We start from the raw sequence: 14,841 nt of genomic DNA on the forward strand, positions 1-14,841 counted from the left end.
CCCCCGTCATTCCTCACTCATTCCGCCTTCATGCATGCGCGCTGTCCCGATCCATGGTAATGACCAGGAATGAGTGGTGACATCGCCCATCCACCCATCGCCGAGCAATCCTGGTTCCGTGAGATCCTGGAAGCCCACGGTTTCGAGCGCACCGGCCCCGGCGAGTACTCCAATGGACGCGCATCCCTGCGCATCACGGGGAGTCGCCTGACGGCAATCCCTGCCGAAGGTGGCCGCCCTTGGCGGTCCGATCTCACCGGCGCCCAACCGGAAGCCGTCCGCACCCTCCTGAGTGCCGTTCTGGCCGCCCCATCCTTCCAGTCCGCCGCACACATGGAGGCAGCCGCCGTCGCCAGGTCGAAAGCCGAGGTCGCCCTCAGCCAGACCGCAGACACCATTGCCCGGGACCCCGACACCCACAGCGCTGTCCACCTCCGCCGCTTCCTCTGTTCCCTGTACAACGGCCACCATCCGGTGAGCCTCTGGCGTCTGAAGGACGTCCTCGACAGCCACCACAACGCCGCCGTGGTCGAAGTCTTCACCGCCTGGATGCAGGGGCATGTCCCCGAGGCAGCCCTTCGCCGCGCCCTGACCGCCTCCGGCGAAATGGACCGCTGGGACACGGTGAAGCTGGGGGCCAAAGACCGCGAACGCCTCGGTGACGCCCTGGGCGCCGTCACCGACCTCGTGAACACCGTCTCACCCGGCCGCCCCACCTTCGAACTCACCCGGGCCAACGGGCTCCTGCGGCAGGTGGTGGATTGACTGGGAGCGGCGAAGAAGTGACTCAAAGTCCTCCACGGTCCTCCTGTGGTGAGGAGAGCGTCGCACGGGAGGCCGAAATGCTCGACCACCGCCTTCGCTGACCGTAGATCGCCCGCCCATTCGGTTCATCGGCTTGAAGTCTTCGCTGATGAGCCGTATCAGCCCCCATGAGGTCAGTTCCAAGCCCGCCCTCGAATTCCGGCGCCTCGCGCTCAGCATGACTTTGGGACGCTATGGTGCATTTCACGATTACCAAGTGTGACTAAAATCAATAGTTGACAGAGCACACTTAGCTAGTATGCTGGATCCAAGTTGAGCAACAAGGCGGCCAAGCGAGAGTTCGCAGAGCCTTTGTTCCAAGTCGCCTTGAGTGCGGAATCCAATTTCAAAACGCATGACCGAACTGGGCTCCATGGCCGAAATCCGCATGGGCGCCACCCTGCGGGGGCGGGACGCGACCCGTCCCGTCCCCAACGGGCGGTTCCAGCTGGTCAGGATTGGCGACATCTCACATGACGGCCAACTGCTGACGGATCAGTTCGACCGAATCGATCCTGAAGAATCCGTCAGCGCCGATTTGTTGCTCAGACCGGGTGACGTTCTGTTCCCCAACCGCGGCGCTCGCACGACGGCCTGCGTCTTCGAACTCAGCCACGCGGATGCCCTGGCCGGGGCCCAGTTCTTCATTCTTCGCCCCGACCCTCAGGTGCTGCTCTCGGATTACCTGGCCTGGTATCTCCGAAGTGACGAGGCCGCCCGGCATTTCGACGAACGCCGCACGGGCACCCACGTGAAAATTATCCAAAGCGATGCGCTAAAGACCCTCGGCATCGCGCTCCCGCCCCTGGGAACACAGAAGAAGATCGCGGAGGCAGCCCGGCTGCAGCTGTCAGAACGCAGCCTGACGGAGCAAATCGCCACCCTGAGAGCCAGGTTGACCACCGGCCAGCTCCTCCAAGCCGCCAAGAAACTCGCCCATCCAGCCCAAAAATGAACCGCATCAATCAATCCGAGATCAACGACGTCGCCTGGCGCGCCTGTGACACGTTCCGTGGCGTCGTCGATGCCGAGAACTACCGGAACTACATCCTCGTGATGCTCTTCTGGAAATACATGTCCGACGTGTGGCGCGTCCATCGCGACGCCTACCTGAAGGAATACCACGGTGACGCGGAGCGCGTGCGCCGGCGCCTCGCCCGCGAGCGCTTCCAGCTTCCGGAGGGTTGCGACTTCTACTCCCTCTACGCCCTGCGCAATGAGGCTGACATCGGCGAGCGCATGAATGTCGCCCTTGCCGGCATCGAGGAGGCCAACAAGTCCAAGCTGGAAGGCGTGTTCCGTGAGGTGGACTTCAATTCCGAATCGAAGCTCGGGCAAACCAAGGACCGCAACGCACGGTTGAAGCTCCTGCTCCAGGACTTTGCCGACCAACGGCTCGACCTCCGGACTTCCGGCGTGGGCGAGGAGGATGTCATCGGGAACGTGTATGAGTATCTGCTGGAGCGCTTCGCCTCCGATGCCGGCAAAAAGGCGGGGGAATTCTACACGCCCGGCCAGGTCTCCAGCCTGCTCGCCCGGCTGCTCGCGCCGAAGAAGGGGCAGACGATCTGCGACCCTTCCTGCGGCTCGGGTTCCCTGCTGATCAAGGTGGGCCGTCAGGCCGATGAGCGCGACTTCGCCCTCTTCGGCCAGGAGATGAACGGCACCACCCATGCCCTCTGCCGAATGAACATGTTCCTCCACGGCATGGACAACTTCCGCATCGAGTGGGGCGACACCCTGCGGAATCCCCGCCTCATCGAGGGGGACCACCTCATGCGCTTCGACATCGTCGTGGCGAATCCCCCGTTCTCCCTCGACAAATGGGGACACGAGGACGCGGAGAAGGACCCGTTCCACCGCTATCACCGCGGCCTGCCGCCCCGGTCCAAGGGCGACTACGCGTTCATCACCCACATGATCGAGACCGCCCGCGAGGGCACCGGCAAGGTCGGCGTCGTCGTCCCGCATGGCGTGCTTTTCCGGGGAGCGGCCGAGGGCAAAATCCGCCAGCGCCTCATCGAGGAAAACCTGCTGGAGGCCGTGATCGGCCTGCCGGCCAATCTCTTCTTCGGCACCGGCATCCCCGCCGCCATCCTGATCTTCAACAAGGGAAAGACCCTGGGCGACGTCCTCTTCATCGACGCCTCCCGTGAGTTCAAGGAGGCCAAGAACCAGAATGTCCTCACCGAGGAGCACGTGCAGAAGATCGTGGACACCTACCGCGCCTTCCAGACCGTCGAAAAATACGCCTACCGCGCCACCCCGCAGGAGCTCGCCGACAACGACTTCAACCTCAACATCCCCCGCTACGTGGATACCTTCGAGGAAGAGGCCGAGATCGACCTCGATGCCGTGAAGGCCGACATCACCCGCCTCGAATCCGAACTCGCCACCGTGCGGGTCAAGATGGACGGCTACCTCAAGGAACTCGGACTATGAACCCAGCCCCTGACCCGGCCCCGCCGGTGGTCCTCTATCCCGGCCGAAAGGGACGGCCCGACTTCGCCCTGCGGGTGGACGGCGGCACCGTCTGGCTGACCCAGGCGGAGATTGCCGACCTGTTCGGAACCACCACGGCCAACGTCAACATCCACATCCGCAACATCCTGAAAGAAAAGGAGTTGCCGGATGGTTCAGTTGTTAAGAAATCCTTAATCACTGCCGCCGACGGCAAGAACTACCGCACTAAGCTCTACCGGCTGGAAATGATCCTCGCCGTCGGCTACCGGGTGCGCTCCCCCCGCGGCACCGAGTTCCGCCAGTGGGCCACCGCCCACCTCGCGGAATACCTGGTCAAGGGCTTCGTCATGAACGACGAACGCCTCAAAAATCCCGGCGGCGGCTGGGATCACTTCGACGAGCTGCTCGCCCGGATCCGGGAAATCCGGGCGTCCGAGCAACGCTTCTACCAGAAGGTCCGCGACCTCCTGGCCCTCAGCCGCGATTACCGCGACGACCCGGCCGAGTCCGCCCGCTTCTTCGCCGAGATCCAGAACAAGATGCTCTTTGCCGTCACCCGGCAAACCGCCGCTGAGCTGGTCCTCCAGCGGGCCGACCCGGCGCTGCCCAACATGAACCTCCAGTCGTGGAGCGGTTCGCGGGTCCGCAAGACCGACATTTTGGTCGCCAAGAACTACCTCACCGCCGACGAGGTGGACACCCTCAACCGTCTCACCGTGATCTTCCTGGAACAGGCCGAGCTGCGGGTGAAATCCGGGAAGCTGCTCGATCTCGACTACTGGCGCACCAACGTGGATCGGATGTTGGAATTCAACGAGCGCCCCGTGCTCCAGGGAGCGGGCCGGGTGAGCCACGAGCGGATGAAGGAGATCGTCTCCCAACGCTACGAGGAGTTCGACGGTCGCCGCCGGGAAACTGAACGCATGGCCGCCGACGCCGAGGACTTCCGTGCGCTGGAAGAGACTGCCAAGAGCCTCGAAGCCCAGCAAAAGGCCGCGGAGAGAGGGGAGGAAGCGTGAAGGCAGACATCACACATCTCGAATCCGAAATCGCCGCAGTGCGCCAGAAGCTGCCGGCTTACCTGGAGGAGTTGTGGGTATGAAAAAGCTGCACGGCTGGAAAACAACGACGCTGGGCGAAATTGCCAAGATTGGGGGTGGTTCCGGATTCCCAGATGCTTACCAAGGAATTGAATCAGGTGACTTTCCGTTTATCAAGGTGAGTGACCTGAATCTACCCGGCAACGAAAGGCATGTGGTTCATGCCAACAACTGGGTAACGGAAGAAGTTCGACGAAAGCTCAAGGCCAAAGCGCAGCCCAAAGGCTCAATCGTCTTTGCCAAGGTAGGAGGTGCCATGCTGACTAACAAACGGCGAATGCTCACACGGCCGACGATTATCGACAATAATATGATGGCCCTGGAGGCTGAAAACGTTGACCGCCACTATCTGTATCAGTTCATGCTTACCGTGGACTTGGGCAGGTTTCGACAGGAGGGAGCAGTTCCGTCAGTCAATGGTAGCAGAATCGGTGAAATTGTGATTGATCTCCCGTCCCTCCCCGAACAACGCAGAATCGCCGACATCCTGACGACGTGGGACGATGCCATGACCCAGCTCGACGCCCTCATCGAAGCCCAGGAGCGCCGCAAGAAGGCCCTCATGCAGCAGCTCATCACCGGCAAGAAACGAGTTCCCGGATTCAAAGGCAAGTGGAAGAAGGTCGCGCTGGGCGATGTGGCCGAGAACGTCGCAGATCAGAACAAGGGCCGGATGGGGACTGACAGGCTCTTTGGCGTGACAAAGGCTGAAGGGGTCGTGCCCATGCGTGACCATGTGAAGGGCGAATCCTTCGACCGTTGCAAACAAGTTGAAACCGACTGGTTTGCCTACAACCCTATGAGAATCAACATCGGCTCCATCGCTCGCTGGAAGGGGGTTGAAACCGTGATGGTCAGCGGTGACTACGTGGTCTTCCGCTGTCATCCCGGAATGCTCCTGCCATCCTACCTCGATCACCTGCGCCAATCGTGGATGTGGCAATCGTTTGTGACGCGTGGCGGCAATGGCAGCGTCCGTGTCCGAATCTACTTCTCGGACCTTGCCGAGTTCACCTTCCCGTGTCCTCCGCTCGACGAGCAGCGCCACATCGCCGCCATCCTCGATACTGCCGACCAGCAACTCATCCTCCTCCGCGCCCAACGCACCGCCCTCGACCAGCAAAAGCGCGGCCTGATGCAGCGCCTCCTGACGGGAAAAGTTCGAGTAACCGTCGAGTGACTTTCATTCACCAGCCACCGATTCTAACGCTATGCCGCTCATCGAAGGATTCCGCATTCGCAACTTCCGCACGCTAAAAGACGTGCAACTGGGCAAGCTCTGGAACGACCACAACCAGCGGCTAACTCCCATGACCGTCGTCATCGGTCAAAACGGTGTCGGAAAAAGCAGCCTGTTTGATGCTTTCGGGTTTCTCGCCGACTGCCTCAAGCACGGGGTGGAGGAGGCCTGTGACATGAGGCAGCGAGGCGGGTTTGAGCGGATTCACTCGCGAGGGAGCGACGGTCCGATCGAGTTTGAAGTGTATTACCGTGAAGACGGTAACAATCGTCCCATCACTTACGAACTTTCGATCGATGTGAACAAGCGCGACGAGCGCCCCTATGTGGCAAGGGAGCGTCTCAGGCAGCGTCGGAAAGGGCAGAGCAGCGGTCGCCCCTACTCCTTCCTGTGGCTCTCCGGCGGACGCGGAGTCGCCTGGAAGGGCGAGTATGAAGGCCAGCAGCAGGAGACGATGGACATTGAAGACGTGATCCAGAGTGCCAAGCATGAGAGTGCGGAAAACGAGGAGGTGCAGTTGGACAGCCCGCGGATGCTTGGCGTGGCCACGCTGGGATCGCTCAAACAGCATCCACGCATCGCCGCCTTCCGGCGCTTCATTGAAGGCTGGTATTTGAGCTACTTCACGCCCGATGCCGCTCGCAGCTTGCCACTAGCCGGGCCGCAGAAGCACCTCAACATGCACGGCGACAATCTGGGCAATGTTGTACAGTTCATGGAGCGTGAGCACAAAGGGCGCTTTCAGCGCATCCTGGACCGGATCGCGAAGAGGATCCCTGGTATTCAGAGGATTGACACGGAGAGAAGCGCGGATGGACGCCTTTTGCTGCGTTTTAATGACCTCGGGTTTGAAGATCCATTTTATGCGCAGCAGATGTCTGACGGAACGCTGAAAGTCTTTGCCTATCTGTTGATGCTGGAAGATCCGGACCCGCCTCCTTTCATCTGCATCGAAGAGCCGGAAAACGGTCTTTACCATAAGCTGCTGGCCGCCTTGGCAAATGAATTCCGCACCCATGCCACCGGCCATAGGGGTAGCTCGCAGGTCTTCATCACCACTCACCAACCTTATTTTGTGGATGCCTTGGCGCCGGAAGAAGTCTGGATTCTAGAAAAGCAAAAGGATGGCTTCTCCACCGTCCGCCGGGCAAGCGCCGATCCGGTGGTCGTGGAGATGGTCAAACAGGAACTCCCCCTCGGTGGCCTTTGGTATAGCGACTATCTCGACAGCAAATAGGCCATGCACTTCGAGTTCCTCACAGAGGACCAGTCTGGCAAACAGATGCTGGAACTGCTGCTTCCGAAACTGCTGCCCGACGAAGGCGCTCACACCTACAGGGTGCATCCTTACAAGGGCATCGGCCGCATTCCAAAAGGCATGAAGCCGTCAGCGGATGCGAGCAAACGCATCCTTCTGGACCAACTCCCGCGTCTGCTGGCCGGGTATGGAAAAGCCTCTGCAAGTTCTCCTGCGGTGGTGATCGTCGTCTGTGATCTGGATGATCGGAACAAGGCTGGCTTTGAGAAGGAACTCAAAGCTCTGACAACCACCATCCGCCCATGCCCGGCCCACGCCTTCTGCCTAGCCATTGAGGAGGGTGAGGCGTGGCTTCTTGGGGATCAGCCCGCGATTCGGGCCGCTTACCCAACGGCAAAGAACTCGGTGATGACGAATTACGAACAGGATTCCATCTGCGGAACGTGGGAGTGTCTGGCGGATGCGGTTTACCCCGGCGGTTCCGAATCGCTCAAAAAGGAGGGATGGATGCGGATTGGTCAGGAGAAATGCAACTGGGCGCAGAACATCACACCGCACATGCAGGCCGATCAGAATCGGTCTCCCAGCTTCAATCAATTCATGGCCACGGTGTTGGCGTTTGCCGCAGACTGACGGTGAAGATTCCAACTTCATGACCCCGTCCTTCCAAGAAGCCCTCATCAGCCAGATTCCCGCGCTGCGGCTGCTCCAGCAGCTCGGCTTCACCTACCTGAGCCCGGAGGAGTGCGCGGTGGAGCGCCAAGGCCGGCTGGGGCGTGTCATTCTGGAAAGGGTTCTGGCCGGCCAGATCAAGCGCCTGAACAAGATCAGCTTCAAAGGCCGGGAAGTGGCGTTCTCGGAGGAAAACATCGCCAAGGGCATCGAGGCGCTGCGGGACATCCCCTTTGAAGGCCTGGTGCGGACCAGCGAGAAGGTCTATGACCTGCTGACGCTGGGCAAAAGCCTGGACCAGACCATCGAGCAGGAGACGAAGGGGTTCACCCTGCGCTACCTCGACTGGCAGAACCCGCGGAACAACGTCTTCCACGTCACCGCGGAGTTTGAGGTGGAGCGTACCGGCAGCCATGAGACCCGGCGGCCGGACATCGTGTGCTTCGTGAACGGCATCCCGTTGGTGGTGATCGAGTGCAAGCGGCCCGATGCCAAGGACTCGCTGAAGCAGGCGATGAGCCAGAGCGTGCGCAACTGGCAGGAGGAAAACATCCCGCAGCTCTTCACCCTGAGCCAGCTGATGCTGGCACTGAACAAGAATGACGGCAGCTATGCCACGACGGGCACGCCGCTGAAGTTCTGGTCTAAATGGCGGGAGATGCAGGACGTGACCGTCGCCGTGCGTCAGGCGGTGAACAGCCCGGTGCGGCCGGAAGAGCATGCGAAGCTTTTCAAAGGCGTCTTTGCGCATGCCCGCGAAGCCTTTGAGCAGCAGATGCTGCACCAGCGGGAACCGACGCCGCAGGATCACCTGCTGTGGTCCCTGTGCCGTCCGGATCGGCTGATCGAGCTGGCGCGGCAGTTCATCCTCTACGACGAGGGCGGCGCGGTGAAGAAGGTGGCCCGCTACCCGCAATACTTTGCCATAAAGGCCACGCTGGACCGCGTGAAGCAGCGGGACGTGCAGGGCCGCCGCAAGGGCGGTGTGATCTGGCAGACGCAAGGCAGCGGCAAATCCCTGGCCATGGTGCTGCTGGGCAAGGCGCTGGCGCTGGATGAGAGCATCCCGAACCCGCGCATCGTGATCGTTACGGACCGCATCGACCTGGACGAGCAGATCACGAAGACCTTCCACCAGTGCGGCAAGGATCCGCAGCAGGCGAAGACCGGGGCGCATCTGATCGAGCTGCTGCGTGATGAACGCGTGGCCGTGATCACGACGGTGCTCTTCAAGTTCGAGGCCGCCGCCAAGGCCGCCCGCGAGCTGCGCCACCTGAAGGACGATGTCTTTGTCCTCGTGGATGAAAGCCACCGCAGCCAATACGGCGAGGCGAACATCCAGATGCAGAAGGCGCTCCCCAATGCCTGCTACATCGGCTTCACCGGCACGCCGCTGATGAAGAAGGAAAAGAGCACGGCGACCAAGTTCGGCGGCTTCATCGAGCCCGCCTACACCATCCGCGACGCGGTGGAGGACAAGGCGGTGGTGCCGCTGCTCTACGAGGGCCGCCACATCCTGCAGGAGGTGAAGGACAAGCCTGTGGACACGATGTTTGACGAGCTGTGCGAAGGCCTGACCGCGGAACAGAAGGCCGACCTGAAGCGCAAGTTTGCCGCCCGGGACGAGCTGAACCGCCTGCACAGCCGCCTCTACCTGATCGCCTGGGACGTGACGAAGCATTACGTCAGCCAGTGGAAGGGCACGGGCTTCAAGGGCCAGCTCACCGCGCCGGGCAAGAAGGAGGCGCTGCTGCTGAAGGGTTACTTTGACCAGTTCGGCAAGGTGAGCACGGAGGTCATCATCTCCGGCCCCACGGAGATCGAGAATCCCGAGGAGCACCCGACGGCGGAGAAGGACGAGAGCGTGGAGCTCTTCTGGAAGGCCATTATGCAGAAGTATGGCACCGAAAAGGAATACAACCGCCGCCTCATCGATGCCTTCAAGAAGGGCGAGGAACCGGAGATCCTCATCGTCGTGGACAAGCTGCTCACGGGCTTTGATGCGCCGCGCAATGTGGTGCTCTACATCGCCCGCAGCCTGAAAAGTCACACGCTGCTGCAAGCGATCGCCCGCGTGAACCGCCTGCACCCCGGCAAGGATCACGGCCACATCATTGACTACTACGGCGTGGTGACGGAACTGCACGAGGCGCTGGAGCTTTACAGCAGCCTCGATGAGCAGTTCGACGCGGAGGACCTTGAAGGCACGCTGACGAACCTCGCGGAGGAGATCAAGAAGCTGCCCGGCCTGCATGACGCGCTGTGGGACCTCTTCAAGGAGATCCCGAACAAGAAGGACGAGGAAGCTTTTGAGGTGCTGCTAGCAGAGAAGGACAAGCGCGAGGACTTCTACACGCGCCTGTGGCAGTTCAGCCGCGTGCTGAAGCTAGCCTCGTCCAGCATCCACTGGGTGAACGCCGCGCCTGAAGCCCAAGTGAAGCGCTACAAGGCGGACGCGGCTTTCTTCCAGAAGCTCCGGGCCAGCGTGAAGCTGCGCTATGCGGAGGAGATTGACTATCGCGACTACGAGAAGCAGATCCAGAAGCTGCTGAACACCTACGTGCAGGCGGAGGAGGTCATCCAGGTGGTGGAACCGGTGAACATCTTTGAGCGCGAAGCCTTCGAGGCCGAGGTGGAAAAGGCCAAATCCCCGCGCGCCAAGGCCGACACCATTGCCAATCGCACCAAGAAGACGATCACGGAGAGGATGGACGACGACCCGTTCTTCTACCGCAAGCTCTCCGCCCTGCTCCAGCAGGCCATTGATGACTACAAGGCCCAGCGCATCAGCGAGGCGCAGTATCTCGCCAAGGTGACCGAGATCATGGAGGAGGTGCGCGGCGGCAATGCCAAGGACGTGCCCGAGGTCTTGAAGCAGAACGATCTGTCGCGAGCGCTGTTTGGCGCGCTCAAGGAACAGATGGCACCCGCTGCCGGAATGTCGCACGGAGACGGCGGCAACACACTGCGCGAAGATGCTTCTGCCTACGGCGGCGAATCCAGGAGTCCAACGCTGCCCACGGATCAGATTTTGGCCGAAGCCGCTGTCGCCATGGACCAAGTCATCCGGAGGCATGCCGTGGTGCGCTGGAGGGAGAACGTGGATGCGCAGAACCGCATGCGGAACGACTTGGATGATTTCCTTTTCGATCTGCAAAAGGAGAAGGGCTTCACCCTGACCTACGCGCAGATGGATGCCATCATCGAGGCTGTCATCCGCATCGCCATGCACCGTACCAGTGATGTCTAGGCCCGAGATCATTGACACCGCCGCTGGTCCGGCGCAGGTCAAACGCTCGCGACGCAAGACACTGGCCATCAGCGTACTGCCGGATGGCACGTTGGAACTGGCGGCTCCCGATCAGGCGCCGCTCGAAGCGATTCTACCCCGCGTCGCCAAGCGCCTACGTTGGATCAGGACTCAGCGCCGCGCCTTCTCCGAGATGAACGCCCTCCGGCCTGCACTACGCTATGTGAACGGGGCCACCCATCGCTACCTCGGCCGTCAATACCGCCTCAAGATCGTGAAGGGTGAGGTGCAAGAAGTGTCCTTGCGAGGTCCTTACTTCCAGATCGTGACGCCAACGGCCAATCAGAACGCGGTCAAACAAGCGCTCGAAGCCTGGTATCGCCGCCAGGCGCGGCTGCAATTCGAACGGCGACTTGCCTCGTGGGCCGAGTGGTGTCGCCAACGTCATCTGCCGCAGCCAAAGTTGTGCCTGCGGCGGATGCCCAAGCGCTGGGGCAGTGCCCTCCAGGACGGCACCATCTGCCTCAACCCCGAGCTCATCAAGACCCCCTCCGTGTGCATCGAATACGTCATCGCCCACGAGATCTGCCACCTCAAGCACCACAACCACGGGAGCGCCTTTTACTCGGAGCTCGGCAATCTTTGCCCGGATTGGACCTTAAGGAAGAAGCGGTTGGAATCCATGGACCTGTAAGGCTGACTCGCCGTAGAATCACGCAGCGCGCGATTGGATCAAACTTGTATAAGCAACGATTGGTCGGAGCTTTTAGCCGAGGGACCTCCTCAACCTCCTCCTTCAACCATTAACGCACCCGTTCTGAGTGGCCAGTTGAAAACTGACTACTTTTGACCCGAGGTGGCTTGTCTTCAAGAGTCCCTGCGATTCAGACAGTGGGGGAAACGGACTGAAAGGCCGAGCGGAATTCGGCGAGGGGGGTGTCATTTTTGGTTGATGTCTGTATTTGTCATTGTAGAACACTTACAGATATGAGCGAGCCTGAGGCCCGATTACGGCAGGAGCTCTGGCGCATCTACCAGTCCATGGCGCGCACGCTGCGCACCCTCCAACTCCAGGGGCCCATGGTTCAGGGCTCCCTGTACCTGTTGCGGCGCAAGTGCGGCAAACCCAGCTGCCGGTGTGCCCGCGGAGAACTCCACCCCTGTTGGGTCCTGAGCCGCAGCGAGTCGGGAAAGAGCCGCCTGTACCCGGTGCCCTTCGATCAACGCGGCCGCCTGCGTCCGCTGACCCGGGAGTATCGCCGCTGGCAGCTGGCCCGCGCGCGTCTGGTCAGGCAATCGGGGGACTTGGTGGCCCTGATTGACCAGTTGGCCGAGCCCCGACTTCGACCCTGGCCTGCCCCCTCCCCGGATGAACCTGGAACTGGTTGAACCCCATCCCCGCCGGGTGCTGGAGGCCTTCGGACGCGGTGAGTTCGATGGTTTGGAGATCCTGGGTCAGGCCGACGAGAAGGCGTTCTTCGAGTTGTGTTTTGGAGAGCGGATGCTGGAGGAGTTGGCGCAGGGGATGCCGACGGCGCGTAAAAAGGAGGAAGTGCCCCGGTGGTTTATCCTGGCAGCCAACCTGAGTTTGAAGCTGCACGGCGAACATTCCTTTCTGGCCTCGGAGCGGGTGGTGCGGTGCGGCGGGCTGCTCGGAGCCCTGGATCCGGCGCTGGCCTCCAAGCACCTGGATCGGCAGAGCCGGGAAGTGGCGCTGAACTGCACGGGCTTCAATGACAAGAACCAGTACGACCGCCGGAGTCCCTGCGATCAGGACACCTTGCGCAAGTTTGTTCACGATGTGTCGGGGGCTCAGTGGCAGGAGTGGTTCAACGGGGCGGTGCAGGAGGCGTTTCAGGCCCACGGCTTCTTTGATCCCCAGGGCGTGTTTGTCGGGGACGGCAGTTATCTGTTCGTGCCGGACAACCCGGCCTACGAGGGCTCGGTGGTCCTGTGGTTCGACGAGCACAACCATCCGGTTCACTACGAGCAACTGACGCCACAGGAGCGCCGGCGGGCACACCGGGAGCGATGCTACAAGCTGGTGAGTCTGCTGCATCTGCGGGGGGAGTCCTACGTGTACGCCGCTGTGGCGGTCGTGCCGGGCAACGCCCACGAGTTACCGATCCTCTACCAGTTGGTGGAGAATTTCGTGCGCCGGGTGGGACCCGGGGTGCTCAAGAAGTTGATCCTGGACCGGGGCTTTATCGACGGCGGCCGGATCAGCTACTGCAAGAATGTGCTGGGAGTGGATGTGCTCATCCCGCTCAAGAAGAACATGGATCTGTGGAAGGACGCCTGGGCGTTGTCCGCAACCTTGCCCTGGCAACCCCGGATCGTGCCGAGTCGCCCCCTGAAGGCCGCTCCCCAGCGACCCGAAGTCATCGAGCGACGCGAACGGACCCGCCGAAAAACCCTGGCCCGGCAGAAGGCGCAGGAGCCGCCGCCGGATCCGGCCACCGTGCTCACGGCCAGCGAGCTGTGTCCCATCAAGGGCCCCCAGTGGGCGGAGGCCCCCGTGTCCCTCCACGTCGTGGTCCTGCGGGAAACCTACGCCGACGGCCATCAGGAAGGCTGGGCTCTCTTGACCACCGAAGACTTCGCCGATCCCCAGAGCTTGCCCCGGGAGTACGCCTGCCGCACGACCATCGAGGAACGCCACCGCCAGCTCAAATGCTTCCATGACCTCACCGACTTCCACTCCCGCTCCTTCAATGCGGTCAGCGCCCAGGTGGTGTTCGTGCTGCTCAGCTACACGCTGCGCCAATGGCAACTGTGGAAGGAGCTGCGTACGGATCTGGCCGGCCGCCACCCCGAGGAAATCCAACGTCAGCTCAATCTCGAACACCAGTTCGTGGTGATCTACCTGGGGCACGCCTACGCCCAGGTGCCGCTGCTCACCTTCACCCGCCTGGTCCTGGAACTGGAGCCGGAGGCGCGTCTGCGCGCCTTGTCCAAAATCCGCCAAATGGAAGAAAGCTTCCTCAGTCCCCTGGTGAATCCACGTCCGCCCTGAGCCGTCCGGGCCCCTCCACCCCCGAACCCCTCCCGCGAAGACTCCCCAGAGTGCGCCGCTGTCGCCACGTCCTCGTCCGTGGTAACGGCACCCCCCGCACGCCTTCGCCCCAGCAACACCCCGATCCCAGAGCCCAAACGACACCCCTGACCCCGCGCGCCCCGGACAGATCCCTCCAAAAGCGATGCCAACCCGTCGACTTCCTCTCCCCCAGTGTATGAATCGCAGCCGGTTCCAGAGCCTCGTTGCCGTCCACAAACCGAGGCGCTACGGTGGGCCGATGCCGGTTTTAGCGACCGCCCATATTCGGCTTGATGATCGCGGCGTGGCGTGGATTGACGACACGAACACCAAAGTCATCGAGGTTGCGCTGGACATGATCGCCCACGGGTGGAGTCCGGAGGAGATCCATTTCCAGCATCCGCACCTGTCATTGGGGCAGATTCACGCCGGGCTCGGCTATTACTACGATCACAAAGTCGAGATGGATGAGCAGATTCAACGCAGCATGGAGAGTGTCGAGCAGCTCCGAGCGCAAGCCGGCGAGTCACCGATTCGGAAGCGTTTGCGTCAGATGGGCAAGCTGACGTGAGCGTCGGCCTCTACATGGACGTGCATGTCCCGGCGGCCATCACGCGAGGGTTGTTGCTGCGGGGCGTCAATGTGTTGACCGCGCAACTGGATGGCACCACCGAGTTGGAAGACCCCGAGTTGCTGGACCGCGCCACGGAGCTGGGCCGGGTGCTCTTCAGTCAGGACGAAGACCTGCTCGCGGAGGCCACGCAGCGCCAACGGAGCGGGAAGCCTTTCGGCGGTGTGATCTACGCCCACCAACTCGGGATCACCATTGGGCGGGCGATCAACGCTCTGGAGATCCTCGCCGAGGCCGGGACGGTCGAAGACTTCGCGAATCGCGTCGAGTATCTGCCGCCGTGACGGTGTCCTTCCCCACGCGCGGCGCATCGTTTCGCCAACTGGACTTGGAACAAGGCGACTTCGCCGGCCGGCGTCAGGTGCATCACCGTATCCGCGTGCTCG

13 protein-coding genes are annotated in these 14,841 nt (G+C 61.7%); all 13 read left to right on the forward strand.

The genetic code is table 11. The annotated features are described in order from the left end of the window. Positions 1–69 precede the first annotated feature (69 nt). Positions 70–765, forward strand: a complete 696-nt coding sequence (locus KF791_15675) for a hypothetical protein (protein MBX3734014.1) — start codon at positions 70–72, stop codon at positions 763–765. Positions 766–1,159: 394 nt separating this feature from the next. Beyond that, positions 1,160–1,759, forward strand: a complete 600-nt coding sequence (locus KF791_15680; GenBank protein MBX3734015.1) for a restriction endonuclease subunit S — start codon at positions 1,160–1,162, stop codon at positions 1,757–1,759. Beyond that, positions 1,756–3,246: a type I restriction-modification system subunit M gene (locus KF791_15685; protein ID MBX3734016.1), complete on the forward strand. Its 1,491-nt coding sequence runs from the start codon at positions 1,756–1,758 to the stop codon at positions 3,244–3,246. Before KF791_15680 ends, KF791_15685 begins: the two co-directional genes overlap by 4 nt. Then, positions 3,243–4,286, forward strand: a complete 1,044-nt coding sequence (locus tag KF791_15690; protein MBX3734017.1) for a virulence RhuM family protein — start codon at positions 3,243–3,245, stop codon at positions 4,284–4,286. The genes KF791_15685 and KF791_15690 overlap by 4 nt, the downstream gene beginning before the upstream one ends. Before the next feature lie 79 nt (positions 4,287–4,365). Then, on the forward strand, positions 4,366–5,547 hold the full coding sequence (locus KF791_15695) for a restriction endonuclease subunit S (GenBank protein ID MBX3734018.1): 1,182 nt from the start codon (positions 4,366–4,368) through the stop codon (positions 5,545–5,547). A gap of 31 nt (positions 5,548–5,578) precedes the next feature. Next, positions 5,579–6,844, forward strand: coding sequence for an AAA family ATPase (locus KF791_15700; protein ID MBX3734019.1), 1,266 nt, complete (start codon positions 5,579–5,581; stop codon positions 6,842–6,844). Between the two features lie 3 nt (positions 6,845–6,847). Continuing rightward, complete coding sequence (locus KF791_15705; GenBank protein MBX3734020.1) at positions 6,848–7,498, forward strand: DUF4276 family protein; 651 nt, start codon at positions 6,848–6,850, stop codon at positions 7,496–7,498. A gap of 19 nt (positions 7,499–7,517) precedes the next feature. Next, positions 7,518–10,787 (forward strand): type I restriction endonuclease subunit R, encoded by a 3,270-nt coding sequence (locus KF791_15710; protein MBX3734021.1) that lies wholly within the window; start codon positions 7,518–7,520, stop codon positions 10,785–10,787. Next, positions 10,780–11,481: a M48 family metallopeptidase gene (locus KF791_15715; GenBank protein ID MBX3734022.1), complete on the forward strand. Its 702-nt coding sequence runs from the start codon at positions 10,780–10,782 to the stop codon at positions 11,479–11,481. The genes KF791_15710 and KF791_15715 overlap by 8 nt, the downstream gene beginning before the upstream one ends. Positions 11,482–11,774: 293 nt before the next feature. Next, a complete protein-coding gene (locus KF791_15720; GenBank protein MBX3734023.1) occupies positions 11,775–12,176 on the forward strand; it encodes a hypothetical protein in 402 nt (133 codons plus the stop codon). Next, positions 12,157–13,803, forward strand: coding sequence for a transposase (locus KF791_15725; protein ID MBX3734024.1), 1,647 nt, complete (start codon positions 12,157–12,159; stop codon positions 13,801–13,803). The genes KF791_15720 and KF791_15725 overlap by 20 nt, the downstream gene beginning before the upstream one ends. 280 nt (positions 13,804–14,083) lie before the next feature. After that, complete coding sequence (locus tag KF791_15730) at positions 14,084–14,395, forward strand: DUF433 domain-containing protein (GenBank protein ID MBX3734025.1); 312 nt, start codon at positions 14,084–14,086, stop codon at positions 14,393–14,395. After that, complete coding sequence (locus KF791_15735) at positions 14,392–14,739, forward strand: DUF5615 family PIN-like protein (protein ID MBX3734026.1); 348 nt, start codon at positions 14,392–14,394, stop codon at positions 14,737–14,739. The genes KF791_15730 and KF791_15735 overlap by 4 nt, the downstream gene beginning before the upstream one ends. The last annotated feature ends 102 nt before the right edge of the window (positions 14,740–14,841 follow it).

It is taken from the genome of Verrucomicrobiia bacterium (assembly GCA_019634635.1).
In the GTDB taxonomy this organism is placed as follows: domain Bacteria; phylum Verrucomicrobiota; class Verrucomicrobiia; order Limisphaerales; family UBA9464; genus UBA9464.

Coding starts and splice junctions, on each gene's coding strand:
- KF791_15675 (MBX3734014.1), top strand. CDS start 70: ATGAGTGGTGACATCGCCCATCCACCCATCGCCGAGCAATCCTGGTTC.
- KF791_15680 (MBX3734015.1), top strand. CDS start 1,160: ATGACCGAACTGGGCTCCATGGCCGAAATCCGCATGGGCGCCACCCTG.
- KF791_15685 (MBX3734016.1), top strand. CDS start 1,756: ATGAACCGCATCAATCAATCCGAGATCAACGACGTCGCCTGGCGCGCC.
- KF791_15690 (MBX3734017.1), top strand. CDS start 3,243: ATGAACCCAGCCCCTGACCCGGCCCCGCCGGTGGTCCTCTATCCCGGC.
- KF791_15695 (MBX3734018.1), top strand. CDS start 4,366: ATGAAAAAGCTGCACGGCTGGAAAACAACGACGCTGGGCGAAATTGCC.
- KF791_15700 (MBX3734019.1), top strand. CDS start 5,579: ATGCCGCTCATCGAAGGATTCCGCATTCGCAACTTCCGCACGCTAAAA.
- KF791_15705 (MBX3734020.1), top strand. CDS start 6,848: ATGCACTTCGAGTTCCTCACAGAGGACCAGTCTGGCAAACAGATGCTG.
- KF791_15710 (MBX3734021.1), top strand. CDS start 7,518: ATGACCCCGTCCTTCCAAGAAGCCCTCATCAGCCAGATTCCCGCGCTG.
- KF791_15715 (MBX3734022.1), top strand. CDS start 10,780: ATGTCTAGGCCCGAGATCATTGACACCGCCGCTGGTCCGGCGCAGGTC.
- KF791_15720 (MBX3734023.1), top strand. CDS start 11,775: ATGAGCGAGCCTGAGGCCCGATTACGGCAGGAGCTCTGGCGCATCTAC.
- KF791_15725 (MBX3734024.1), top strand. CDS start 12,157: ATGAACCTGGAACTGGTTGAACCCCATCCCCGCCGGGTGCTGGAGGCC.
- KF791_15730 (MBX3734025.1), top strand. CDS start 14,084: ATGCCGGTTTTAGCGACCGCCCATATTCGGCTTGATGATCGCGGCGTG.